General features: G+C 66.6%; 23 protein-coding genes and 1 pseudogene. 5 read left to right on the top strand and 19 right to left on the bottom strand.

What is annotated here, in order from left to right:
* Nucleotides 1–487: 487 nt before the first annotated feature.
* Nucleotides 488–1042: a hypothetical protein gene (locus V7082_RS16440; protein ID WP_334150334.1), complete on the bottom strand. Its 555-nt coding sequence runs from the start codon at nt 1040–1042 to the stop codon at nt 488–490.
* Nucleotides 1043–1279: 237 nt separating this feature from the next.
* Between V7082_RS16440 and V7082_RS16435 the strand changes: the two genes are divergently transcribed.
* Nucleotides 1280–1879, top strand: coding sequence for a recombinase family protein (locus tag V7082_RS16435; protein WP_334150333.1), 600 nt, complete (start codon nt 1280–1282; stop codon nt 1877–1879).
* A gap of 137 nt (nt 1880–2016) precedes the next feature.
* On the opposite strand, the gene V7082_RS16430 is transcribed toward V7082_RS16435, so the two are convergent.
* The 11 genes and pseudogenes from V7082_RS16430 to gluQRS form a co-directional block, all read right to left on the bottom strand.
* Nucleotides 2017–2268: a hypothetical protein gene (locus V7082_RS16430; RefSeq protein WP_334150332.1), complete on the bottom strand. Its 252-nt coding sequence runs from the start codon at nt 2266–2268 to the stop codon at nt 2017–2019.
* A gap of 83 nt (nt 2269–2351) precedes the next feature.
* A complete protein-coding gene (locus tag V7082_RS16425; protein WP_334150331.1) occupies nt 2352–3503 on the bottom strand; it encodes a hypothetical protein in 1152 nt (383 codons plus the stop codon).
* Between the two features lie 81 nt (nt 3504–3584).
* Nucleotides 3585–4229: pseudogene (locus V7082_RS16420) on the bottom strand (magnesium chelatase domain-containing protein); the annotation flags it as partial.
* Between the two features lie 208 nt (nt 4230–4437).
* Nucleotides 4438–5403, bottom strand: a complete 966-nt coding sequence (gene gshB, locus V7082_RS16415) for a glutathione synthase (RefSeq protein WP_334150330.1) — start codon at nt 5401–5403, stop codon at nt 4438–4440.
* Between the two features lie 228 nt (nt 5404–5631).
* Nucleotides 5632–6291 carry a pyridoxamine 5'-phosphate oxidase family protein gene (locus V7082_RS16410; RefSeq protein ID WP_334150329.1) on the bottom strand — a complete coding sequence of 220 codons (660 nt, stop codon included), beginning with the start codon at nt 6289–6291 and terminating at the stop codon, nt 5632–5634.
* 140 nt (nt 6292–6431) lie between these two features.
* The gene (locus V7082_RS16405) at nt 6432–6971 is read right to left on the bottom strand and encodes an SRPBCC family protein (RefSeq protein WP_334150328.1); all 540 of its coding nucleotides are present in this window, start codon (nt 6969–6971) and stop codon (nt 6432–6434) included.
* 132 nt (nt 6972–7103) lie between these two features.
* Nucleotides 7104–7493, bottom strand: a complete 390-nt coding sequence (locus V7082_RS16400) for a YraN family protein (RefSeq protein WP_334150327.1) — start codon at nt 7491–7493, stop codon at nt 7104–7106.
* A 4-nt stretch (nt 7494–7497) separates the two neighbouring features.
* Nucleotides 7498–8424 (bottom strand): 16S rRNA (cytidine(1402)-2'-O)-methyltransferase, encoded by a 927-nt coding sequence (rsmI, locus tag V7082_RS16395; protein WP_334150326.1) that lies wholly within the window; start codon nt 8422–8424, stop codon nt 7498–7500.
* A 188-nt stretch (nt 8425–8612) separates the two neighbouring features.
* A complete protein-coding gene (locus tag V7082_RS16390) occupies nt 8613–9161 on the bottom strand; it encodes a hypothetical protein (protein WP_334150325.1) in 549 nt (182 codons plus the stop codon).
* A 248-nt stretch (nt 9162–9409) separates the two neighbouring features.
* Nucleotides 9410–10762: a DUF1287 domain-containing protein gene (locus tag V7082_RS16385; RefSeq protein WP_334150324.1), complete on the bottom strand. Its 1353-nt coding sequence runs from the start codon at nt 10760–10762 to the stop codon at nt 9410–9412.
* 230 nt (nt 10763–10992) lie between these two features.
* Entirely contained in the window at nt 10993–11928 is a 936-nt protein-coding gene (gluQRS, locus tag V7082_RS16380; protein WP_334150323.1) for a tRNA glutamyl-Q(34) synthetase GluQRS, read from the bottom strand.
* 253 nt (nt 11929–12181) lie between these two features.
* On the opposite strand from gluQRS, the gene V7082_RS16375 reads away from it, so the two are divergent.
* Together V7082_RS16375 and V7082_RS16370 are read left to right on the top strand one after the other, a co-directional pair.
* A complete protein-coding gene (locus tag V7082_RS16375) occupies nt 12182–12832 on the top strand; it encodes a DNA-3-methyladenine glycosylase family protein (protein WP_334150322.1) in 651 nt (216 codons plus the stop codon).
* A gap of 173 nt (nt 12833–13005) precedes the next feature.
* Nucleotides 13006–13566 (top strand): HNH endonuclease, encoded by a 561-nt coding sequence (locus V7082_RS16370; RefSeq protein ID WP_334150321.1) that lies wholly within the window; start codon nt 13006–13008, stop codon nt 13564–13566.
* Between the two features lie 235 nt (nt 13567–13801).
* On the opposite strand, the gene V7082_RS16365 is transcribed toward V7082_RS16370, so the two are convergent.
* From V7082_RS16365 to rph, 7 genes are all read right to left on the bottom strand, one after another.
* Nucleotides 13802–14017 (bottom strand): hypothetical protein, encoded by a 216-nt coding sequence (locus V7082_RS16365; RefSeq protein ID WP_334150320.1) that lies wholly within the window; start codon nt 14015–14017, stop codon nt 13802–13804.
* Between the two features lie 1006 nt (nt 14018–15023).
* Nucleotides 15024–15542, bottom strand: coding sequence for a disulfide bond formation protein B (locus tag V7082_RS16360; RefSeq protein WP_334150319.1), 519 nt, complete (start codon nt 15540–15542; stop codon nt 15024–15026).
* Between the two features lie 37 nt (nt 15543–15579).
* Complete coding sequence (locus tag V7082_RS16355) at nt 15580–16161, bottom strand: YqaA family protein (protein WP_334150318.1); 582 nt, start codon at nt 16159–16161, stop codon at nt 15580–15582.
* Nucleotides 16162–16265: 104 nt separating this feature from the next.
* Nucleotides 16266–17744, bottom strand: a complete 1479-nt coding sequence (hemW, locus tag V7082_RS16350; protein WP_334150317.1) for a radical SAM family heme chaperone HemW — start codon at nt 17742–17744, stop codon at nt 16266–16268.
* Between the two features lie 192 nt (nt 17745–17936).
* The gene (gene rdgB, locus V7082_RS16345) at nt 17937–18815 is read right to left on the bottom strand and encodes an RdgB/HAM1 family non-canonical purine NTP pyrophosphatase (protein WP_334150316.1); all 879 of its coding nucleotides are present in this window, start codon (nt 18813–18815) and stop codon (nt 17937–17939) included.
* Entirely contained in the window at nt 18812–19222 is a 411-nt protein-coding gene (locus V7082_RS16340) for a VOC family protein (protein ID WP_334150315.1), read from the bottom strand. Before V7082_RS16340 ends, rdgB begins: the two co-directional genes overlap by 4 nt.
* Nucleotides 19223–19375: 153 nt before the next feature.
* The gene (gene rph, locus V7082_RS16335; RefSeq protein WP_334150314.1) at nt 19376–20089 is read right to left on the bottom strand and encodes a ribonuclease PH; all 714 of its coding nucleotides are present in this window, start codon (nt 20087–20089) and stop codon (nt 19376–19378) included.
* Nucleotides 20090–20340: 251 nt separating this feature from the next.
* On the opposite strand from rph, the gene hrcA reads away from it, so the two are divergent.
* Entirely contained in the window at nt 20341–21399 is a 1059-nt protein-coding gene (hrcA, locus tag V7082_RS16330) for a heat-inducible transcriptional repressor HrcA (RefSeq protein WP_334150313.1), read from the top strand.
* A 108-nt stretch (nt 21400–21507) separates the two neighbouring features.
* Nucleotides 21508–22167: a nucleotide exchange factor GrpE gene (grpE, locus tag V7082_RS16325; protein ID WP_334150312.1), complete on the top strand. Its 660-nt coding sequence runs from the start codon at nt 21508–21510 to the stop codon at nt 22165–22167.
* Nucleotides 22168–22599 lie beyond the last annotated feature (432 nt).

Genomic DNA, 22599 nt, shown 5'->3' with positions numbered 1-22599 from the left:
GCACGCGCCGCCTGACTCAAACCAACCAGCCTCCGGCAAACCCGGGGCGGTTCAGCCCGTCGCGCGTTATTGGTTGCGGCAGGAACATTACGCCCTTTGGCTTCGCTGGTGGTCGGGCATTAGTGCTGAGACATGGAACAAGGCGGAAGCAGAGCGTGGCCGCCGTTCTGAGCGGCTTTAGACGCACGTAGACAGGTAATAGTGTGGGGAGGGACCCATTTTGGATTTCTCCCCCACGAAACATTTTCCGGATGTTTTGCTGCGAAAATTTGAAGGGCTATTTAATATTCTGTAGGTCGGCCAAAACCCCCCGTACCGGGGCGCGATCCAATAGGTACTGCATTCGGCCTTCCGCGCCGCCAACGAGCAGCATGATCGCGGAACACCGCACAACGTGCCTCGCTCGTTTGTGTCTGGCTGCGTTGTGCCGATGACTGCGCACGGGGCGGGGAGTGTTTGTCTCCCGCTTCCCGTCCCCGTCGCATGTCTATAGGCGGGCTTTGATCCTAGCCTTCTGATCGCCCGTGAGGTTGGCATCCAAGATGATGCGAAGATACCCACCCTTTGGCATCGGTTTGCCTTGAGCCAAGGCCATTGCGTCGGAGCCCCCTCCCATTTCGATCTTTAGCCAATCGCCGGAAGCCTGCTCTCCCCTGAATTGGGGTAGGCGATTTGAGCAGGACATCACACGATTGTAGGCGGCGTCATCCTGCCCGCTTAAATCGAAGATGCCCGTTACAACGCCGCCAGCACACGCATACCAACCGACATCAGCCAATCCGCGGTCGCCCTTTGCCCAGGTTATGTCGGCGTGATTGCTTAAGAGGGAACCTTGAAGGAAGCCCAGGGCGTACGTGGCGGCCATGTCGTCATGGAAGTCGGAGATGTAGGGCAGTTTGGCGATACCGCTTCCAAGGCACTGTTCAAATTGGCGGGAGCACACAGCAACAGTCGTAGCAATGGTGTCAGTCATGGCCTGCGAAAGCGCGGGCATCTGCGGCTTGGGTCGGATCGCAGCTTTTATCCAATCGAACAACCCCATAGCCAATCTCTCCGCCGCCACGCAGGCTCAGCTATGCGCAACGGACTGTGATGCGTCCACCCATTGGAGCAAGGTTATCCAGCGTCCCAATAAAGCCCGCCCTAGTGACTCACTCGAAGCGCCGTCAGAGCAGCCTCGAATATGTACCATATGAATAGTATTGCAATTTTGGGATGAGTGTGCCATTGTATCTTTGGGTCATGCGGTGCATGGCTTCGAGGGAATGGAGGCACGGCAATGCAGATCGGTTATGCGCGGACTTCCACCTTGGAGCAGGTCGCCGGGTTCGAGGCGCAGAAGCGCGACCTTGAGGCGGCGGGCTGTAGCAAGGTGTTCGCGGAACAGGTGTCGTCGGTCGCTCAGCGTGAACAGCTAGAGGCCGCGATTGACTACCTCAGAGACGGCGACAGTCTCGTTGTCACGAAGCTGGACAGGCTCGCGCGTTCGATGCGGGACTTGCTGGCTATCGTGGATCGGATCGAGGCGAAGGGGGCAGGGCTCCGCATCCTCGCCATGAACCTGGACACGACCACGGCCACGGGAAAGCTCATGCTGAACGTGCTCGGGTCGGTCGCAGAGTTCGAGCGGTCCATGATGCTGGAGCGTCAGCGCGAGGGGGTCGCCAAGGCGAAGGCCGAAGGCAAGTACAAGGGCCGCAAGCCCACTGCCAGGGCTAAGGCCGGTGAGGTCGAAGCGATGCTGGCGGCAGGTGAGAGCCCGACCGCCGTGGCTAAGAAGCTCGGGATTGGCCGGTCATCGGTCTACCGGGCAATGACGGATCGGGGCTTGAAACGAGAGACTGCGTACAGGGCCGACACGGCCAGTAGGAGCGCATAAGGAAAGGGGCCCGCGAAGGGCCCTTTTCATTTGGTCTAACGTGATCGTGCGGAGCCCTCGGAGGCGGGTCTCAGTTGCCCGGCCTCATCCCAGCGCCGCCAGGACAAAGCCCGCCGCCTTCTACGGCTCCCGTGGGACTAGCAATTGCGCAGCCGCTCCAATTCCCACACCACGGGCGGATAATGGCCAGTGAGCGAGAGGGGGATGTTGAGACGCCGGGCCTCCTCGTGGCCGCGTTGTTCGATCTCCGCAGTAGCCGCATCGACATCGTAGGCGTGGGCGAGATCGTCCGGGGCGAAGCGGGCAAGGTACTCATGAGCCGTCATGGTGGCGGTGAGGGCTTCGCCGGGGAGATAGTCGGAGGTCGGTTCAGTCGTCGGGGTCGTCATGCTCGTTTCCCTTGTTGAGGTTGGTCGTGAATGTTCATACGGACGGACGGGCCTCAGTGTTTTTGCGACTTGGGCCGTCCGCCCTACGCGACTAGGCGAAGCTCGGTCCCGGTCGGCGCAGCGTTGAGGGCGATGACACCCGTCGCGGCGAGCGCATGAAGGGTCCGATGCAACTCGGTGGTGGACGCGCCTAGGGTCTTTGCAAGAGCGCGTTGCCCGGTCCTAAGCGAGCCCCCGGCGTCCCGCAGATGCGTCAGCAAGGCGGCCCTTAGAGGCGCGTTCCGAGGCTCTTGCGCGGACCCTACGGTATCGCTCTCTGGCGGATCTTTAGCGGCACCCTCACTCACCCCCTTTGAGACGCTTGGAACGCCTGTAGGGCGGCCCTGCGAGGCTTCTGCGGTGCCTTGTGTTCCATGCTTCGGGGCTCCCGTTCCAAGGCGCGTTCCGTTGACCAGCACCAGCGCCAAGGCGGACCCGATCTCCAAGGCAAGCACCGGCATGAGAGCGAGCCAATCCGAGAGACTTGCGACGGCAACTGATATTCCGAACACGGCAAGGTAGGTCGCCAGGGCGGACGCGGCAGGGTCGCTCTTGGTCGTCGGCGGCGTGGTGGCCATGTCGTGCTCGGCGGCGGCGAGAGCTTGGCGAAGGTGCTCGCGCTGGGATGCAGTTTCACCTTCCGCGCGTAGGGTCGCGATCTCGGCGCAGACGCGGCGGGTGATCGGGCCGTAGCCCTTGGCCGTCGTGTCGTCGCAAGAGACAAGCCCCGGCGTCGTCCTCAGGCGCTCGATCTCGGCGGCTACGGTGCCAGCGGGGCGAGCGGCGGGGAGCGCGGCAAGCTCCGCCTTGGCGTCATTGTAGCGAGCGCGAGCGGCGGCAGCAGTGTCACCGGCAAGGGTCCTTGCGGCAGCATTGTCGGCGCGGATCGAGGCCATGAGGGAGAGTTCCGCCGTGAGGCTGTAAGCGACGGCGACAAGCCCGAGCGCGGCCATGGCGATGGCGCGGCCGAGGGACCATGACCGGAGCGCGGCGAACACGCCTTCAATGGCGAGCGGCTTTGCTCCCTCAAGACCCAGCGCCATGAGGACGGAAAGGGCTCCGAGCACGGGGCCGTGGTGATTGCCGGTCGTCCATGCGTAGAACGCGCCGAAGCCCGCCGAAGCCACGACGAGCGTGGCGGCGGATGCGCCGACAATGATGCGAGTGCCGCTGATGCGGTTCGCGGTGATAGACATAGGACCTCTCCATAGAGGCGCGGCGGCGAATCGGCTGGTAGGCCGAGAAAGCCGTTCGCGATTGAGGTCCATAGTTTGTCATATGAGGAAATTGTGTCCACCGGCCGCCGCGACCTCGAGGGCGCGCTTGGCGTTTTCCTGGCCGCGCACGTCGCGCAGGTCCGGAAGCTGGGCGGGGTTGCGCGCGAGCGCCGGCTTCGGACGTGCGAGCGTCTGCAGCCCCTTGAAGTGGTTGACGAGCGAGAGGAGGTGCGGCGCGGCGAGGAGATCGGTGTCCTCTCCGGCCCATGCAGCCTCTGGCCCGCATTCGGCCGGGCAGATGAGGCCCTTGCCCATGGCGTTGGCGCCGATGGCCGCGGGCAGCGCGCCGGGAATGGGGCGGATCGAGCCGTCGAGGGCGAGCTCGCCGACGGCGGCGTAGCGCTCGATCGCGTCGGGCGCGATGGCCTCCATGGCAACCATGAGCGCAAGCACGATGGCGAGGTCGAAGTGACTGCCTTCCTTCGGCAGATCGGCGGGTGCGAGATTGACGGTGATGTGCTTGTAGGGCAGGCCCAGCCCGACCGCGTGGAGGGCATTGCGCACGCGCTCGCGGCTCTCGGCAACGGCCTTGTCCGGCAGGCCGACGATGGCGAATGCCTGCTGGCCCGGCGAGATGCGCACCTGCACTTCGACGGGGCGCGCTTCCACACCCACGAATGCCACTGTCGCGATCGATCCATACATCGACGTGCCCCGGCCCATCCGCGATCCCGAAGAGCCAACGTCGTGGTGCGGGATTTCCGTCGCCTCGCGGCGGGCCGTCCGAATTTTCCACAGGGGCCCTTTGGGGGCACAGCTCGGAGCCATGAGATCGACGGCCGACGGCTGGGCCGTTCGCCCATCCCGTATTGGAGACGTGGACGCGCTCGTCATGGAGCGGACGCTCCGAGCCTCAGTGCGCGGGCGTGGCCTTCTGCGTGGCAACCTTGGTCTCGATCACGTCCCAGATCTTTGCGGCAATGTCGACGCCGCCGAAGGCTTTCACTTGGCGGATGCCGGTCGGCGAGGTGACGTTGATCTCGGTGAGGTAGCCGCCGATGACGTCGATGCCGGTGAAGATCAGGCCGCGGCGTTTCAGCTCGGGTCCGAGGCGGGCGCAGATCTCGCGCTCGCGCTCCGTGAGCTCCGTTCTGGCCGCCGTGCCGCCGACATGCAGGTTGGAGCGCGTCTCGCCCTCGGCCGGCACGCGATTGACGGCGCCTGCGACCTCGCCGTCGACAAGGATGATGCGCTTGTCGCCGGCGCGCACCTCGGGCCGGTACTCCTGCACCATGAAGGGCTCGCGGAACACGGTCTGGAACAGCTCGACGAGGGAGCTGAGGTTCGTATCCTCGGGGCGGATGCGGAACACGCTCGCGCCGCCGTTGCCGTAGAGCGGCTTCAGGATGATGTCCTTGTGTGCGCGGCGGAAGGCGGCCACGTCGTCCATGGAGCGTGTGACGAGCGTCGCCGGCATCAGATCCAGGAAGTCCAGAACGAAGATCTTTTCCGGGGCGTTGCGCACGTGGGCTGGATCGTTGACCACGAGCGTTCGCGGGTGGATGCGTTCCAGGAGATGCGTGGTCGTGATGTAGGCCATGTCGAAGGGCGGGTCCTGGCGCAGAAGCACCACGTCCCAATCGGAGAGGATCTCGCGGCTGTGACGTCCGAGCCGATAGTGGGCGCCGACCGTGTCCGTGACGCTCAGCCGGTGACCCGCTGCGACGAGGTCGCGGCCGTCGAGCGCGAGGTTCTGCGGCGTATAATAAAAGATCTCGTGCGCGCGGCGCTCGGCCTCGAGCAGGATGGCGAACGTGCTGTCGCCGCGGATATCGATCCGCTCGATGGGATCCATCTGGCAGGCAACGCGCAGGGGCATGGGGCGCTCTCGGATCTGGCCCGGGACCGGGCTCCAAGCTTTTGACGAGACCGATGAGGGGCTTCGGGCCGATCGGGTCCGAAGCGTTCATGGTCCAGGCTGTCTAGCATAACAAGGGTGCGCCCGCGCAAGACCGCGGCAGTTGCCGCCGGTCCGGAGCAGAGAGCTCCGGTCGGGCGGGCGCCGCCGGTTTCGGCCGGCCCCGGCGCCGTAGACTCTCCGGGGCCCTCAGGCCTTATCGTCGCCGGCGAGGACGTGGGCCATCCATTCGTCCTGGGTGATGGAGCCCGCCTTCTCGAGGGCCTGAAGCTCGCCCGTCCTTAGGATGTCCTGCAAGCCATCGATGCGCTTCCACTCGCAGAACGGCGTCTCGATCTCCGCGCGCGGCACGTAGCGCGAGGCGGCCACCTTTTTGTAGCGGTGGACGTAACGCGGGCAATTCATCCACACGTCCGTTACGGTCACCTTCACGGCGAGCTCGGCCTCCTGGAAGATCTCCATGATGGGCCCGTCGTGCACCAGCTCGGCGCATCCCTGAAGGCGCAGCCGGAAGGGCTTCTCGAAATCGATGAACAGGCAGCCGACCTCGGCGTGGGCGGCGATGTTGCCCGTGGAGTAGTGCATGCCGTTGCCGTCGTAGCTCGGGAACGCGAGCGTCTTGGCGTCGAGCACGCGCACGAAGCCCGGATCGCCGCCCTTGTAGGAGACGGTCGGCCGCCCGTGATGGTCGACCGAGGAGAGGAAGAACATATCGCGGCTCTCGATGAAGGCGCGTGCCATGTCGTCGAGCTCCGTCTTGGCGGCGATCAGCTCGATGCGGTCGGCCATCGGCCGGCTCGCGAAGCGATCCTGCAATTCCCGATGCTGCGGTCCATAGAGCCTGCTCATGCGACCTCTCCTCCTCGGTCCGGCGCCTCCGCGTGTCGAACGCCATCACGCGCAGTTGCGGCGTGTCGTCCGCCGAAAACGGGGTGCCATCTCTTTCGGATCGCACCCCGTTCCGTTCTCATGCCCGGCCGGGCACGATCCTATTTCTTGTCGTCATCGTCAGCGGTGCCGTACTTGGCCTTGATGCTCTCGATGCCGTCCTTGAAGATGCCGTCAATCGTCTGGCGCGCTTCTTTGTCGTCCTTGCCGTCGGCGGCGTCGTAGGTGGCACTCCAGACGACGTTGATCTCGTCGAGATCGTCGTCATCGGGCGTGACCGAGAACTGGGCCTCGTAGTTCTTCACCGGGAGCGGGCTTTCGATGATCTCGTAGCGGTAGCTCGCGGTGCCCGTGTCGACGAGCCTCTCCCGGATCGTGCCGCCGCTCTTGAGGGTCAGAGTGCGGAAGGTCTCGCCGCCCTCCTTGCTTTCCTCGCAGCCGGCGATCGCGGGGTGCCAGTCCTTGATGGCGCACCATCTGCCGACCTTGTCCCAAAGCGCTAAGCGCTCCGCTTCGGCCTTGGCCTCGTCGACGTTGATCTCGAGCTTCTTGGCGGAGACGAGGCTCGCGGCTGAGGCCGTGCCGGCTCCCACGTATAAAGTCCCGGCGGCCACCATCAGCGCGGCAGTCCATCTTGTCATCGCGTTTTACCTCCACGTGCCTCGTTTGGGTTTGCTTGGTCACCCCCCGTGTAACACAGTAGCGTATAATTCATCCCGGGTGACGCCGGGAAGTGCCGGCAATAACACTTATTCGTGTGGAGGCAGGGCCGGTTAGAGGCCGTTCGGGATGTAACGGGGCCAGCGGCCGCCGATCAGAAAAACGATATCGAAGCCGAGCTCGCAGGTCCGATAGCGCTCGTTCCGGGCGAGCCAGAGGTTGGCTGCTCTGCGGATCCGGGCGCGCTGGGCGGCCGAGATGGCGGCTTCGGCCGCCTCCAGGGTGGCGCGGCGCTTGACCTCGACGAAAGCCACGCGCCGGCCGCGCACGGCGATGAGGTCGATCTCGCCGAGCGGGGTTTTCTCCCGGATTCCGAGAATGCGATAGCCGCGCAGGCGCAAGCTCAGGGCCGCGATCCATTCGGCATGGCGGCCCTGGCGCTCGCGGGACCGTCGCGCGTCGCGGCCTCGCTCGCCCGGTGCGGTGGCACGGCGCCAGCCCATGCGGTCAGCTCCGCTCGCGCTGCTTGAGGCCGAGCGCGACGTCGTAGACACGGCCCTTCGGGACTTTCAGCGTTTCGGCGACGAGACGCGAGGCATCGCGAATGCTCAGGGTTTCGAGCGCCGGGGCCAGCCGCGCTGCGATCTCGGCGTCGCTGACCTCGCCTGCCTCGGGCGGCCCGACCACGATCACGACCTCGCCCTTGGGCGGGGCGAGGGCAAACGCTTGGGCGAGATCGGCGAGGCGCGCACGGCGGACGTCCTCGTGCAGCTTGGTCAGCTCGCGGGCGAGGGCGGCTTCGCGGTTGCCGAGCCCGGCCGCGAGATCGGCCAGCGTGTCGGCGGTGCGGGTCGGCGCCTCGAAGAAAACGAGCGTGGCCGGGATCGCGGCCAGCTCCGCGAGGCGCGATCGTCGCGCGCCTCCCCTGGCCGGGAGGAAGCCCGCAAAGAAGAATGCGTCCGTCGGCAGGCCGGCGACGGTCAACGCCGCGAGCGCGGCCGAGGGGCCGGGCACGGCCGTGACGGCATGCCCGGCGGCCGCGGCCTCGCGCACGAGCTTGAAGCCGGGGTCGGAGATCAGCGGCGTGCCCGCGTCGCTGATCAGCGCCACGACGCGGCCGTCGGCGAGCTCCTTCAACACGCGCGGGCGCTGCTCCTCGGCGTTGTGCTCGTGATACGGGCGAAGCGGCGTGCGGGCGGCGTAGTGAGCGAGCAGCGTGCGGCTGCGGCGCGTGTCCTCGCAATAGACGATGTCGGCGCGCGCGAGGATCGCAATGGCGCGCAGCGTCATGTCGGCCAGGTGCCCGATCGGCGTTGCGACCAGGTAGAGGCCCGGCGCGAGCGGCAGGCCGAGCTGTCGCTCGATCTCGAAGGCGACCCGGCCCACCGTTGCGGAGATGCCGTCCGCCGCCTTCTCGGAAGGCTCGTCAGTCATCGGCGGGCCTCGCGCGGGCGCGGGTTTGTTCTGGTTCGGTCATGCCGTCGTCGTCATCCTGCTGTCGCCTCCGCCAATCCGGAGCGGTGCGCAGAATGCTGCCCCGCGCGGGGCGCGGCAAGCGCGGGAGCGGGGGCCTTGGCGCTTTCGCTTGCGCCATCTTTGGAATGGCGAAGGGACAGGTCCTGTCAGGCGGCGGTGCGCACGCGGTCCCTGGGGCGCGTCGCCTCGTTCCTGCGCGACAGCTCGAGCAGGGCTTCGATCGAGGTGTCGAGCGCCTTCGGATCGGGCAGCCGCCCGATGGTGCCGTCTCCGAAACGGGAGGTGGTCATGATCGGGCGGAGGTCATCGCGCAGGCGGGCCATGACGTACATGAGCGCGTCCAGCTGCTCGCCGGCTGCGGCGTGACAGGTCACGGCGGCGTTCGCGCCGGCCCCGGCGGTGGCGAGCGGCCCGGTGGCGAGCGCCCAGGCTTCCGGCGCCTCCAGGGCGGGCACCTCGGGGCGCGCCACGGCGCTCGGTGCCGGCGGCGCCGTTCGGGGAGGGTTGAGCCATTGGGTCGGGTTAACCGCCGCCACCATCCCGGCCGTCTCGCCGGTCATGCGCCGGAGACGGGTTGCGGCTCTAGCCGCGCGTGCCGAAAGACGGCGGCTTTCGTCGACCACGAAGAAGACCAGATCCTCGAACCAGAACGGTCCGAGCGGTTCGATACGGAGGGGCAGCCTTCGCAATTGCATGATGATGCGCTGTTGGTTCAACGCGAGGCCCGTCGCGACGCGAAGCGCCGCAGAGCTGGGTCGCAGCTTTGTATGGGCGCTTAAAACGTGAGCTTATTCGCGTATTTGCGCAAGGCAATTCTGTTCCGATGCGCGTTGAGCGCTCAAGCGGTCATGGAATCAATGATGAAACCGTATGGCTAATAAGCGCTGCGGATGGGCGGCGCATACAATCCGGCCTGCGGGCCGGATGGGGAGGCGCCGTGCCGTCAGCGGGCCTCCGGCCCATGACGCTCCGTGGCGTAGGCCGCGGGGCGAACAGGCACCGTGACGGTCCATGCCGGCGCGCCTCTGCCGTTGCCGCCGGCATTCCGGGTCTCGGCGGGCCCGCGATAGCGGTAGTGGCCGGTGATCTGGTCGACGAAGAGCGCGTCCTCGAGCTCGGGTCCCCAGCCGCGGTTGTGCACGATCATCGGCCGGCCGGACGGCGCCACGACCGACGACACGATGGCGATGTGGGCGCGCGCGCCCCGGTTCTGGGGGCGATGGTAGGTGACGATATCGCCGGGGCGATAGTCCTCGGGGAAGGTCGTGACCGGCAGGCTTTCGCCCCGGGCGGCGAAGAAGCGCCGCAGGATCTCCGTGCGGCGATGGTCGATGCTCGTATCGCCGGTGCCGGCGCGTGCCTCGTGCACGAGAGCCTGCAGGTCGAGGCCCAACGTGCGATAGGCGCGCACGACGACGTCGGTGCAGACGCCGAACAGACGGTTCACGTCGCCCATGGGGTAGGAGATGTTGCGATAGGCATCGTTGTAGATGACGAGGCCGCCCACCTGTGCTTCGGCGGCCTTGGCCAGGCGGAGGCCGAAGGTGGAGGGGTCGGCCGGGCGCAACGTCTCGCCGTGGGACAACGCCGTGGATGTTGCGGGCCGGGGGGGCTCGGCGACGGTGCAGACGCCGGCGTGAACGGGCTCGCCGTTCTCGCCTGCTTCGAGCACTTCGATCGGATCAGGCGTGCGGGAGGCCAGGCTGCGGCCGGTCCCGCCGACGGGTCCGAGCAGGGCCAATTGCGTGTCCTCGCGCTCGCGCGCCGGCGTGGACGACACTGGGACAGGCCCGAGCAGGGGCGGCACGGTCTCCGCGCGTTCGCGCGCTGGCCGAGGCGCGCTGTCGGAGGCGGTCACGGCCGCGACGACGATGCCGAGAGGTGCCGCTGCGAGAACCTCGCCCGGGCGGGCGACGACGAGGCTTTCGGGCGCCGTGCGGATCGCCGCCAGATCGGCGCGCACTGGAAGAGCCGTGTGTATCGGCACCCGCGGCGCAGACGCCAGCCGCACGTCCTGCGTCGGCCCGGGCGCGAGGGGCAGAACCTCCTGGTCCGGGATGGCGATCGCCGTCAGGCTCTCGATCGCGCGCAGGGACTGATGCAGCCCCATCGCCGAGGCGGCGAGAAGGAACGGCAGGAAAAGCAGCGCGAACACCTCGCGCTCGTCGCGCGAGTAGGCGCGCAGGGCGGCCTGAGCGCTGGCGCGCAACCGGCCCGCCGCAGCGCCGAGCCCGCCCGGCATGCGGCGGCGCACGGTCTTGGCCAGGGAGGCGAACCGAACCCCCGCTGTCCTCATGGGCTGCCGGGCCTTGGGTCTTTGACGCGCCACGGGCGCGGCGGGTGCCGGCTGCCGGGATGAGGTCCGCGCATGCCTCGAGGCCGCCGCGGGTGCCTCAGCACGCAGCTGTTTCGTCTTCGGCCGGGACTTGCGCGGCTTCCTCTTCACGTCGGCGCCCGAGCATCGGGGTGGGTGTCAGGGTTGAAGTGTATGAAACAACCCCATGACTCACCATCTGAAAATTTAGTTTACGAAAGATTCCCCACGACGCGATCATAACCCAACGGTTCCTCGGGTGCGTTGCATTCCAGCCCCACACGGTGTCGGATCTGCAACCTGTCCAAGCCGTGCGCGCGCAGCGTGCGCAACGACGGAGCGCCGGCGCTCTTCGAGAGCTTGTGGCCGTGGGCGTCGGTCAGCAGCCGATGGTGATGATAGAGCGGCTCGGGCAGGCCGAGGATGATCTGCAGGAGACGGTGCAGGCTCGTCGCCGCATAGAGGTCGTGGCCGCGGGTCACGTGCGTGACGCCCTGGCGCGCGTCGTCGACGGTGACCGCCAGATGGTAGCTCGCCGGCACGTCTTTGCGCACGATGACCGCGTCGCCCCAGTCGGCCGGATCCATCTCGATGCGCTCCCCGTTGCCGTCCGCGTCGATCTCCGTAAAGCTGATGCAGCGCCGGCCGGTGATGCCTTCGAGCGCATCGAGCGCACGGTCCATGTCGAGACGCAGCGCGAACGGCTCGTTGCGGGACAGGCGCGCCGCAATCTCCTCCTTGGGCAGGATCTTGTGCAGCCCCGGATAGAGCGGCGTGCCGTCGGGATCGAGAGGAGGCGGAGCGGTTGCGGTTTGCGTCGCCTCGGCGATCTCGGCGCGGGTCGCGAAACATGGATACAGAAGACCGAGCTTCAGGAGCCAGTCGGAGGCAGCGCTGTAGGTCATGAAACGCGCGCTCTGGCGCAGGACAGGCTCCTCCCACGCGATGCCGAGCCAGGCGAGATCCTCGAAGATCCCGGTGACGTAATCCTCGCGGCAGCGCGTGATGTCGATGTCCTCGATGCGGACGAGAAAGCGGCCGCCGAGCCTTTCGGCCATGTCGAAGCCCGTGAGCGCGGAGAGCGCGTGGCCGAGGTGCAGCTCGCCGTTCGGGCTCGGCGCGAAACGCAGGACGGGACGCGCGCTCATTGTGCTCCTCTTCCCGCCGCTCGAGGCCGGATCCGAGTCCCGTCCGGCGCGCAAAGCTGGGACGCATTCGACACGGGGAGGCGCCTCGCGCCCGCCCTTCTCCGCCTGACGCTGCCGTATGCCGATCCCATGACGCTCCTTCCGAAGCGGGACATTCCAATCTCCAGCTTCCCACCCTACTTTGGGTCGCGCATGACGAAAAGCGAGGAGCGCGACCGCCGTGCCGAAGCCGGATCGTCCACGAAACGCACGCGTGCCGAAGCGCCCTTCCCGCGCAGAGGTGCGCGTGATCGAGACCGCGGCGGACATCCGGGAGGGCGCGCGCGCGTTGCGCCGGCGCTGTCCGGTGATGCGCCGCGTGCACGACCTCGTGGGCGATCCGCCGCTCCGGCGCACGACATCCGGTTTCGTCGGCCTGGCGCAGGTGGTCGTCAGCCAGCAGCTCTCAATCGCAAGTGCGGGTGCGATCTGGATCCGGACGGCCGCCGCCGTCGATCCGTTCGATGCGCCGACGCTTCTGGCGCAGGAGACCGCGACGCTCAAGGGGGTTGGGCTTTCGCACGGCAAGGTAAGGACGCTGAGGGCGGTTGCGGAGGCGGTTGTGGCGGGTGCGCTCGACCTCGAGACGCCGCAGGCGGATGACGATTTGCGCGCGGCGCTGCTTGCGATCACCGGCATCGGCCCCTGGACGGCAGACATCTACACGATGTTCTGCCTCGGCCATGCGGACGGCTTTGCGGCGGGAGATCTGGCGCTGCAGGTCGCGGCTGAGCGTGCGTTTGGGCTCGACGGCCGGCCCGATGCGGCTGCGCTCATGGAGATCGCGGAGCGCTGGCGGCCCTGGCGCGGGGTGGCCGCTCGCCTTCTCTGGTCGTTCTACGCGCGGCGCGATCCCTTGCCGTAAACGGTCATCCGAAGGGCCGTTCGCTGCGTAATAAATGGGGTCATCCTGCTGATCCGACACTGAAAGCTCCGAACGAGCCCATGGACCTTCACAGAGCTGACATGCGTCGCTAGTATCCGCACGCCACGGCGGGGGTGACGCCCCGATTCGACGAACCGACTGGAAGCAAGCTCGTGAATGCTCATGCTGCCACGCCGGAAGCGTTTCCGGCACTGGTTCTCAACGCCGACTTCCGGCCCCTGAGCTACTATCCGTTGTCGCTCTGGAGCTGGCAGGAGTCGGTGAAGGCCGTCTTTTTGGATCGTGTCAACATCGTCTCCGAGTACGACCGGACGGTCCGGAGCACGAGCTTCGAGATGCGGCTCCCTTCCGTCGTCTCGCTCAAAACATACGTCAAACCAGCGCTTTACCCTGCCTTCACGCGGTTCAACGTGTTCCTGCGAGATCGCTTCTCGTGCCAGTATTGCAATTGCCGCGAAGACCTCACGTTCGATCATCTGATTCCGCGCTCGCGCGGCGGCCAGACGCGCTGGGACAACGTCGTGACCGCGTGCGCACCCTGCAACCTGAAAAAGGGCGGCGAGATGCCGTGGGACGCTGGCATGCGCCCGTTCCAGATGCCGTACCGGCCGACGGTCTTCGAGCTGCATCGCAACGGACGGCTCTTCCCGCCCAACTACCTGCACGAGAGCTGGCTCGATTATCTCTACTGGGATACCGAGCTCGAACCGTAGCGACGGCCTCCAACAACCACACCATGGCCGCCTGTCGATACGGAGCATCGCTGCGCGATCGGCGGTCATGGTGTGGAGGGGTGTTTGCTTTGCTTCGCACTTCAACATCCACCGCCACTCCCGCTCTCCTTGCAAGTGCAGAGCAATGGAGAGTGGGCGCAAAAAATGGCCCCGGTTGCCCGGGGCCAAAGTCGGAAGGTCTAACGACGTGCAAAAGGATGGGTGCGCGGCGGGCTCAGGCCGCGCGCTTCTCCGGTCTCGCGCAGAGGACGTAGGCGATGGCCTCGACGGCCTTTCCCCAATCGGCGGCGTCGGCTGCTGCCGCCTCGGTGCCGAATGCGCGCATGGCGTCCTCCGCCGTTCCGCCATCGCGGAAGAAGCGGGCGCACGACTGGCGCGCAATGCCAACGGCCTGATGCCATTCAATCGGATTGATATGCCCGGGGATCATCGATCGCTCCTGATATCTACTGCTACGCTCAGATCATGGGGCAAGCACACCGGCTCTCCAGTGCCACTACGCGCGACCGGTCCATGTGACACCAACAAAGGGCTGTCGTCAGCGTCCGGTATGCTTGCCTTACCGTTCGGGGCTTCGGCCTCGAGGACCGCGGCCCCGGAATTCCTTGGTCGAACTTCGCTATCTGCGGGTTTCGACCGGACCCCGCTCGCTTTCCTCGATCGCGCCGCCGTGGCCCTCAGGGCCTCTCGCGGCGGTCTCGAGCACGCTTCCGATCACATCCTGCAACGAACGCCACGCACTCTCTTCATACGGCATCGGTTTCACTCACACTCTACGGCGTCACGCTACGCAGGAACGGGGCACGCATGACCGGCACACGCTCGTGCCGCGAACGCTCTCGCTCGACGCTTGCCGGCCACGGGCCGGAACGCAACGCTCTGGGGAACTCGAATTCCTGAACTCAGACGCTTCGACGCGAACGCTTGAACTCAGACGCTTGAACTTGAACGCTTGAACTTGAACGCTTGAACTCGGGGGGGAGTGCGAGCCGCTCGGAGAGACACGCGAACTTTTTCGTCCGAGCAGCTCGCCTCATTCGTTCGAACACGCCCGCAAGCGTGTCCTTGGGGGATTGAGGGGGGTACGCCAAACCACAACGCAGAACGCCTGTACGCAACTCGAAGGTCCGCAAGGGACCAGGACGCAACTCACGCTTACGCAACGCAACGATACTCGGTACGCAACTGACGCAACGCTCACTCAAAGGGGTCCGACGCGGTACGCTCACAACAGACGTTCCTTTTGTGTTCCGCGAATGAAATCAAATTAACCGTGACACTGTGGCCACGCGAGGGCGCAAAAACGACTGGCGCGCGAAATGATCTTGACTTGATGTGACGCAGCCACATGCGTCGCACGCAAGCGCTTCAGCCGGCTCGATTTTTATTCGGCCGGGTTCCTTGTTGATAACCGGAAGACGTTGAGTCAGCGGCGCTCAGCCGGTCCGGGCCCGTGCCGCGAGGGTGGCGGCTTTGAGCGCGCCGGCGAAGGCCAGGAGCGAGGCGACGGCGTTCCAGCCGGCCATCGACAGGCCGGCAAATGTCCATACGGCCTCGTCGCAGCGGGGCACGCGGGTGGCGCTGAGGCTGCTCAGGAGATCGGCGGCGTCGGTCGGCAGGGCTTGGGCCGTGCCGCACGTGTCAGGCCCGGGCCAGAATTTCCACTCGACGCCAGCGTGATAGATGCCGAGCCCGGCGTTGGCGAGGAAGGCCAGCGCCACGGCGAGGAAGATTACTGCCGCAAGGCGCGGCATCTCGGAGGAGAGCGCCATGGCGATGAAGAGAAGCGGGATCGCTGCGTAGTAGGCGTAACGCTGCATCAGGCAGAGCGGGCAGGGTGCATAACTGCCCAGATACTGGAAGGCGAGCGCGGCCAGGATCACGGCGGTCGCGAGAAAGAGCGTGAGGCCGCCGTAGCGATAGGCGGACGTCCGTTGCGGCGTTTCGAACAGCATGTTTCCCTTACGCTCCGTCAACTAGTAAGTACGCAACTTAGAACACATACCTGATGGCGACAAAGCCCAGCACCAGCAGCACGATGAACACCGTCGTCACGACGTTGAGGCGTTTCTCGATGAACTCGCGGATCGGCTCGCCGAAGAAATAGAGCAGGCCGGCGACCAGGTAGAAGCGCATGGCGCGTGCGATCACGCTTGCCAGCATGAACTCCACGAGCGGCATATGCGTCACGCCGGCCGTGATGGTGAGCACCTTGTAGGGAAACGGCGTCATGCCCTTGATGATCAGGATCCAGACGCCCCAATCGTTGAACCAGCTCGTGAACTGGCCGAAGCTCTCGGCCTTGCCGTAGAACTCCAGGATCGGGCGGCCGATCTGCTCAAAGAAGAAGTAGCCGATCAGGTAGCCGAAGACGCCGCCGATGACGGAGCCGATGGTGGCAACGGTTGCGTACCACCAGGCTTTGAGCCGGTTCGCGATCACCATCGGGATCAGCATCACGTCCGGCGGGATCGGGAAGAACGAGCTCTCGATGAAGGCGACCCAGAACAGTGCGTGCGGCGCGCGCTCGCTCCTGGCCTTTGCCATCATCCAATCGTACAGCCGCCGCATCATCGCTCGCGTGCTCCCCCGACCCCGGTGGGGTCCTGCTGCGTCCTGCCCGCGGCACCAGCGCCCCTGACGCCAGCGCGGTGATTAGTGGGCGGCGGGCGAAATGTCTATCGCGGCGCGGCGACGGGTGCGACCGGCTCGAAGCTTGCGGACAGTTCGAGCACCAATCGGTTGAGGACGAAGCGGCCCTTCTCCGTGGCCCGGATCCGGCCGAGGGACGCTGGCGGCGATGGCGCGGCGGGGGCGAGGCCCGGGCCGAGGCAGGCGCGGATCTCGTCCAGTCCGGGGGCATGGTCCGGCGGCTCGATTCGTTCGATGAAACCTTGCCCGATCAAGCCCCTGACCGTTGCCGCGTGCGGCGCAAGGCCGCCGATCAGCGCGAGCCGGTCGAGGTCGATGCCTTCGTCGAGGCGCAACCCCATGAGCAGCATCTCGTCGGCGCGCGCCTCGGGCGACAGGGTCTCGGTCTCCGTCACGCCGTGGCCTGCGGCCTCGACGCGTTCGAGCCAGCGCTCGGGGGTGCGCTCGGTCGAGGTGGCGAGGTGCGCGCCCGGCGTCCGCAGGCGTCCGTGCGCGCCGGGGCCGACGCCCGCGTATTCGCCATAGCGCCAATAGAGCAGGTTGTGGCGGCTCTCCTCGCCGGGGCGGGCGTGGTTCGAGATCTCGTACTGGTTGAGACCGGCGGCGGCGGTCAGCTCCTGCGTCAGCTCGTAGAGCCCGTGCGCGTCCTCGGCTGCGGGAATCGCGAGGCGGCCCTTGGCGTAGAGGTCGGCAAAGCGCGTCTCGGGCTCGATGGTGAGCTGGTAGAGCGAGAGATGGCCGCTGGCCAGGGCGAGCGCTTCCGAAAGCTCGGCGCGCCAGTCTGCGGGCGTCTGTCCGGGACGGGCGTAGATGAGGTCGAAGGAGACGCGGTCGAAGGTGCGGTGCGCGATGGCGAGGGCTTCCCTGGCTTCGTCCACCGAGTGGATGCGGCCGAGGCGCCTCAGGTCCGCCTCGCGGAGCGACTGCACGCCGATCGAGACGCGGTTGACGCCCGCCGTGCGGTAGCCCGCGAAGCGCGCGGCCTCGACGCTGCCGGGATTGGCTTCGAGCGTGATCTCGGCGTCCGGCGCGACGGGCCAGAGAGTTGCGATGTGATCGAGGATCGCGCCCACGGTCTCGGGCTTCATGAGGGAGGGCGTGCCGCCGCCGAAGAAGATCGAGGTGACGGTGCGCGTGGCGCGTGCCCCCTCACCCGGAAGCGATCTTAAGATCGATTCCGACCTCTCCCCACTGGGGAGAGGGGAACGTGTTGCGCCTCCCTTTACCTCTCCCCGATGGGGAGAGGTGTGTGGGGTGCCGTGGCAATCGACGCGTGCTTTTTCCCCTCCCCCCTTGTGGGGGAGGCCGGGAGGGGAAGAGGCGTTGGTGAGGAGGTGCGCGACGTGGTCGAGCTCGCGCTTATAGGCGGCAAGGTAGCGGGGCTCGTCCCAGCCGCCGAAGCGCACATGGCTGTTGAAGTCGCAGTAGGGACACTTCTGGGCGCAGAACGGCCAGTGGATGTAGACGCCGAAGCCCGGCGTGTCGTTCGTCACCGGCGTTCCCATCAACAGTACCCTTCCGTCATTCCCGCCAAGCGGAGCGCAGAGCGGGGCTCCATTGCAGCCAACCGGAGAGGTGTCTGGATGCCGGCCTCCGCCGGCATGACGTTTGAGATTGGGGCGATCCGATTGCCATAGACACTCCGTCACTCCGGCGAAGGCCGGAGTCCAGATACGTCAGAACAGATAATGTCGAATTCATCGGCTCGCTGCCAGGAGCGCACGGGCGAGCGTCCGCCAGCGGGGCTCTGCGTCCGGAACGTCTGCGGCGGCGGTGGCGGTTTCAAGGGCGGCGAGGAAGCCGGCCAGATCCTGGGTGGTCCAGGCGCTGCCGTTCCGTGCAAGATCCTCGCGCAGGCCGGCAATGAAGCGCTTGAGTTCGGCTTGGGTCGACAGGTTGCGGGCGGCCGCCTCGAGGGCTTCGAGATCGCGTCCGCCAGCGGCCGGGGCATCCGCCTTGGGGACGTGCTCGAGGCAGTGGCGGCGAAAGGCCTCGAAGGCGCGGGTGCGATGCGAGATGGCGTATTTCGCCGCGGGCTCCATCTCGCCGAAGGTCAAGCGCTCGCCGTCGGGGACGAACATCGGATCGTAGCCGAAGCCGTTGCCGCCACGGGGCGGCCAGCGCAGCGTGCCGTAGACGCGGCCTTCGAACAGGCGGTTCTCGCCGCTCGGCCAGGCGAGGCAGAGCACGGAGATGAAGTTGGCGCGTGGCGGCAGGCCATCCCAGGCTCCTTTCTCGGCGAGAGCGTCGTGCACGCGCTGCATGGCGAGGGCAAAGTCCTTGCCGGGGCCGGCCCAGCGGGCCGAGTAGATGCCGGGCGCGCCGCCGAGGGCATCGACCTCGAGCCCGGAGTCGTCGGCGAGTGCGGGCAGGCCGGAGCCTGCGGCCGCGGCGAGGGCTTTGAGACGCGCGTTGCCTTCGAACGTCGTCTCCGTCTCCTCGGGCTCGGCGAGCTTCAAGTCTCCGGCCGAGACGGCATCGAAGCCGTAGGGCGCGATCAGCTCCTTGATCTCCCACACCTTGCCGGGGTTGTGACTGGCGACGACGAGGCGGCTGCCGGGCGCGAGCTCTTTCATTCCGCGAACCCCCAGATGCGCGGCTCGGCAAGCTCGACCGAGTTGCCGGCAGGGTCGCGGACGTAGATCGAGCGGCCGCCGCCCGGCCATTCGACGGTCGCCTCGATCGCGATGCCGGCCTTTGCGAGACGGTCGCGCCAAGTGTCGAGCTCGGAGGCGGTCGCGGCAAAGCAGACGTGTCCGTCTCCGATTGCGCCGTGGGGAGGCACCGCCAGCGGGCCGCTTCCGGGCTTCCGGGTCACGTCGGGGTTGAAGATCAGGAGCATCTCTCTCTCGAGCTTGAAGAAGATGTGGCGGCCTTCGTTTCTCACGTGGAGCTTGAGGCCCAGCACCCGGCCATAGAAGTCCTCGGCTGCGGCGAGGTCGCGCGCATAGAGAACGGTTTCCAGAATGCGGGACGGGGTCATGGCGCATCTCTCCCTTTCCCCGAAAGAGCGGGGAGAGGGGATTAGGTCAAAGCTGCCAGGAATATCAAGCTTGTGAGCGCCGTGCGCCATTGTCCGGGCAGCAGGCCGCGGGGAACGGCAACCACGACCTCACGGGCTGCCTGCCACCTTCGTTCACGCCACCGTCAGTTTCTGGAGCTCAACCAGCTCGGCGATGCCCTTTTTGGCCAGCACCATCAGTTGATCGAAGCTCTCCTGGCTGAAGGCGGTGGTCTCCGCCGTGCCCTGCACCTCGACGATGCCGCCGGCGCCGGTCATGACGAAGTTCGAATCCGCATCCGCCGACGAGTCCTCGGCGTAGTCGAGATCGAGGACGGGCGTGCCCTTGTAGAGGCCGCAGGAGACGGCGGCGACGTGGTCGCGCAGCACGCCGTCCTTCACCATGTCGCGCAGCTTCATCCACTGGATGCAGTCGTAGAGCGCCACCCAGGCGCCGGTGATGGCCGCCGTGCGCGTGCCGCCGTCGGCCTGGAGCACGTCGCAGTCGATCGAGATCTGGCGCTCGCCGAGCTTGGGCAGGTCGACGACGGCGCGCAGCGCGCGGCCGATCAGGCGCTGGATCTCCTGCGTGCGGCCGGACTGGTTGCCGACGGCGGCCTCGCGGCGCGTGCGCTCGCTGGTCGCGCGCGGCAGCATCCCGTACTCGGCCGTCACCCAGCCGCGACCCTGGCCCTTGAGCCAGGGCGGGATGCGCTCCTCGAGGCTCGCCGTGCAGAGCACGTGCGTGTTGCCGAACTTGATCAGGCAGGAGCCTTCGGCGTGCATGGAGACCGCGCGCTCGAGAGAGACGCGGCGAAGCTCGCCTGGCTGACGTTTGGACGGGCGCATGGGGGCTCGTGTCTGTTGGTGGAATGTCTCAGTGCCGGGACGGCGGGCAAAAGCCCTTTCGTTCCCCGGCCGTGCGGTTTGCGCGAACCTACGGGAGCGTTCCTGCCGGATCAATATCAATTGCGCAGACTTGTGACCCGCAGCTCAAGGTTACCGGTGCATGGCGTATCCGCTTTCCCTGTCTTGCATTGACGGGAAACCTCGCCATTTCCTAGGCTCTTTGGGAACTCGACCCAGGTCATGATGCGCCGATGTCCGAACCGCAATCCGAGATCAAGAAGCTCAGCGAGCGCTCGCGCACCATTCTGAGGCAGATCGTCGACAGCTATCTGGCGACGGGCGAGCCGGTCGGCTCGCGCAACCTCGCGCGCGTCCTGCCGATGACGCTGTCGCCGGCCTCGATCCGCAATGTAATGAGCGATCTCGAGCATGCGGGGCTCATCTATGCTCCGCACACGTCGGCCGGCCGGCTGCCGACGCAGTCGGGCCTGCGCCTGTTCGTCGACGGGCTGCTCGAGGTCGGCGACCTCAGCGCGGAGGAGCGGCGTAAGATCGAGGCCCAGATCGCGGTCAAGCGCACGAAATCACTCGACCAGGTGCTGACGGAGGCGGGCGAGATGATCTCCGGCCTCTCGCATTGCGCGGGCGTGGTGCTGGCCGAGAAGCAGATCGCGCGCCTGAAGCACATCGATTTCGTCCCCATCGAGCCCAACAAGGCGCTCGTGGTGCTCGTTGACGAAGATCAGAACGTCGAGAACCGCCTGATCGAGATCCCGGCCGGACTGCCGCCGTCGGCGCTGGTCGAGGCCGCGAACTATCTCAACGCGCATATCCGCGGCCTGACGATCGGGGAAGCGCGCGCGGCGGTCGAGGTCGAGCTCGGGCGCGCGCGGGCCGAGCTCGACAAGCTCACGCAGAAGGTGATCCAGGCGGGCCTTGCCGAATGGTCGGGGTCCGTCGACGACCGCAAGAGCCTGATCGTGCGCGGGCAGGCGAACCTGCTCAAGGACCTGACGGCGATCGAGGATCTCGAGCGCATCCGGCAGTTGTTCGACGATCTCGAGACGAAGCGCGATCTGTCGCAGATCCTGGGGCTCGCCGATCATGCGGACGGCGTCAGGATCTTCATCGGCTCGGAGAACAAGCTGTTCTCGCTTTCGGGATCCTCGCTCATCGTGGCGCCGTTCCACGATACGGAGCGCAAGGTGGTCGGCGTGCTCGGCGTCATCGGGCCGACGCGCCTCAACTACGCGCGAATCATTCCCATGGTGGACTACACGGCCCGGCTGGTGAGCCGCGTGCTGACTTGATTTTTTTGTTCTAGCGGCTGATATCGGGCGCATCTTGCCGCGACCGCCCGCGCCGCTTTCCGGCCCGGACGCGCCGGCCCTCAACCCCTCGTTTCGACCGGAGATTTCATGGCTGACGAGACCACAAACCCCGATGCGCCCGGACCGGAGGCTTCCGGCGGGCCCGAGGCGGCGCCGGATCCGGCCGAGGCGGCGCTGCGCCTCTCGGCCGAGGTCGACACCCTGCAGGGGCAGATCGCCGACCTCACCGACCGGCTCCTGCGCTCGCATGCCGAGATGGACAACCTGCGCAAGCGCGCCGAGCGCGAGCGCGAGGAGACCGCGAAATACGCGATCAGCAAGTTCGCGCGCGACGTGGTGGCGGTCGCGGACAATTTCGAGCGGGCGCTCCAGGCCGTCCCGGCCGATGCGGTGGCTGAGGACGGCGCGCTCCGGAGCCTGGTCGACGGCATCACGATGACCGAGCGCGAGTTCCTCAACGTGCTCGAGCGCAACGGCGTCAAGCGGCTCAACCCCAAAGGCGAGGTGTTCAATCCGCATCAGCACCAGGCGATGATGGAGATGCAGAACACCGAGGTTCCGGCCGGGACCATCCTCGAGGTGTTCCAGTGCGGCTACCTGATCGAGGATCGCGTGCTGAGGCCGGCGATGGTCGTCGTGGCCAAGGGCGGGCCGAAGCCGGGCCGGGAGGCTCCGGCCGAGGCCCAGGACGGGGCTGGCGGCGAAACGTCCCGGGATCCGGAGGCTGGGAACGACAACGCCGGCTGAGGGCCGATCCTGGAGTGCGGCTCCGATTTGGATAAAAATAACCGCGCTCTAGGGTTTTCAGCTCGGACCGAAGTGGCCCGACGCGGGCATGATCTGACGGTCGCGGGCAAGGGCCCGCAGATAGGGGGCGGGCGGCGCAATGTCTTGCGCCGGCGCCCGTGAGAGGTGTTAAACCAGGAGCCCCCAAAATTGATCCTGCGGCGGTGGCGGGCGCCCTTTGCGCGCCGGAAAGCCCACCCTATATAAGCCCGCATAATCAATCGTTCTCCTGGGGACCGCACTCCAACCGCCTCCACCCGGAGGCCAAAGGATAAACCGGACGCCGGCCTGAGCAAGGGTCCGGACGGTCTGCCGCAACGAAGAGGAATTTTGGAGATATGGCAAAAGTCATCGGTATCGACCTCGGCACCACCAACTCGTGCGTTGCCGTCA

It is taken from the genome of Hyphomicrobium sp., from assembly GCF_036833075.1.
Lineage (GTDB): Bacteria > Pseudomonadota > Alphaproteobacteria > Rhizobiales > Hyphomicrobiaceae > Hyphomicrobium_C.
The sequence above is the reverse complement of the archived record's forward strand: the minus strand, read 5'-3'. Positions and strand labels throughout refer to the sequence as shown.

Excerpts from the sequence above, each read along its gene's own strand:
- V7082_RS16385 (WP_334150324.1), bottom strand. The coding sequence starts at position 10,762 with ATGAGGACAGCGGGGGTTCGGTTCGCCTCCCTGGCCAAGACCGTGCGC.
- grpE (WP_334150312.1), top strand. The coding sequence starts at position 21,508 with ATGGCTGACGAGACCACAAACCCCGATGCGCCCGGACCGGAGGCTTCC.
- rph (WP_334150314.1), bottom strand. The coding sequence starts at position 20,089 with ATGCGCCCGTCCAAACGTCAGCCAGGCGAGCTTCGCCGCGTCTCTCTC.
- V7082_RS16390 (WP_334150325.1), bottom strand. The coding sequence starts at position 9,161 with ATGCAATTGCGAAGGCTGCCCCTCCGTATCGAACCGCTCGGACCGTTC.
- rsmI (WP_334150326.1), bottom strand. The coding sequence starts at position 8,424 with ATGACTGACGAGCCTTCCGAGAAGGCGGCGGACGGCATCTCCGCAACG.
- hrcA (WP_334150313.1), top strand. The coding sequence starts at position 20,341 with ATGTCCGAACCGCAATCCGAGATCAAGAAGCTCAGCGAGCGCTCGCGC.
- gluQRS (WP_334150323.1), bottom strand. The coding sequence starts at position 11,928 with ATGAGCGCGCGTCCCGTCCTGCGTTTCGCGCCGAGCCCGAACGGCGAG.
- V7082_RS16435 (WP_334150333.1), top strand. The coding sequence starts at position 1,280 with ATGCAGATCGGTTATGCGCGGACTTCCACCTTGGAGCAGGTCGCCGGG.
- hemW (WP_334150317.1), bottom strand. The coding sequence starts at position 17,744 with ATGGGAACGCCGGTGACGAACGACACGCCGGGCTTCGGCGTCTACATC.
- V7082_RS16405 (WP_334150328.1), bottom strand. The coding sequence starts at position 6,971 with ATGACAAGATGGACTGCCGCGCTGATGGTGGCCGCCGGGACTTTATAC.
- V7082_RS16440 (WP_334150334.1), bottom strand. The coding sequence starts at position 1,042 with ATGGGGTTGTTCGATTGGATAAAAGCTGCGATCCGACCCAAGCCGCAG.
- V7082_RS16430 (WP_334150332.1), bottom strand. The coding sequence starts at position 2,268 with ATGACGACCCCGACGACTGAACCGACCTCCGACTATCTCCCCGGCGAA.
- V7082_RS16355 (WP_334150318.1), bottom strand. The coding sequence starts at position 16,161 with ATGATGCGGCGGCTGTACGATTGGATGATGGCAAAGGCCAGGAGCGAG.
- V7082_RS16425 (WP_334150331.1), bottom strand. The coding sequence starts at position 3,503 with ATGTCTATCACCGCGAACCGCATCAGCGGCACTCGCATCATTGTCGGC.
- V7082_RS16340 (WP_334150315.1), bottom strand. The coding sequence starts at position 19,222 with ATGACCCCGTCCCGCATTCTGGAAACCGTTCTCTATGCGCGCGACCTC.
- V7082_RS16410 (WP_334150329.1), bottom strand. The coding sequence starts at position 6,291 with ATGAGCAGGCTCTATGGACCGCAGCATCGGGAATTGCAGGATCGCTTC.
- gshB (WP_334150330.1), bottom strand. The coding sequence starts at position 5,403 with ATGCCCCTGCGCGTTGCCTGCCAGATGGATCCCATCGAGCGGATCGAT.
- V7082_RS16360 (WP_334150319.1), bottom strand. The coding sequence starts at position 15,542 with ATGCTGTTCGAAACGCCGCAACGGACGTCCGCCTATCGCTACGGCGGC.
- V7082_RS16365 (WP_334150320.1), bottom strand. The coding sequence starts at position 14,017 with ATGATCCCCGGGCATATCAATCCGATTGAATGGCATCAGGCCGTTGGC.
- V7082_RS16400 (WP_334150327.1), bottom strand. The coding sequence starts at position 7,493 with ATGGGCTGGCGCCGTGCCACCGCACCGGGCGAGCGAGGCCGCGACGCG.
- rdgB (WP_334150316.1), bottom strand. The coding sequence starts at position 18,815 with ATGAAAGAGCTCGCGCCCGGCAGCCGCCTCGTCGTCGCCAGTCACAAC.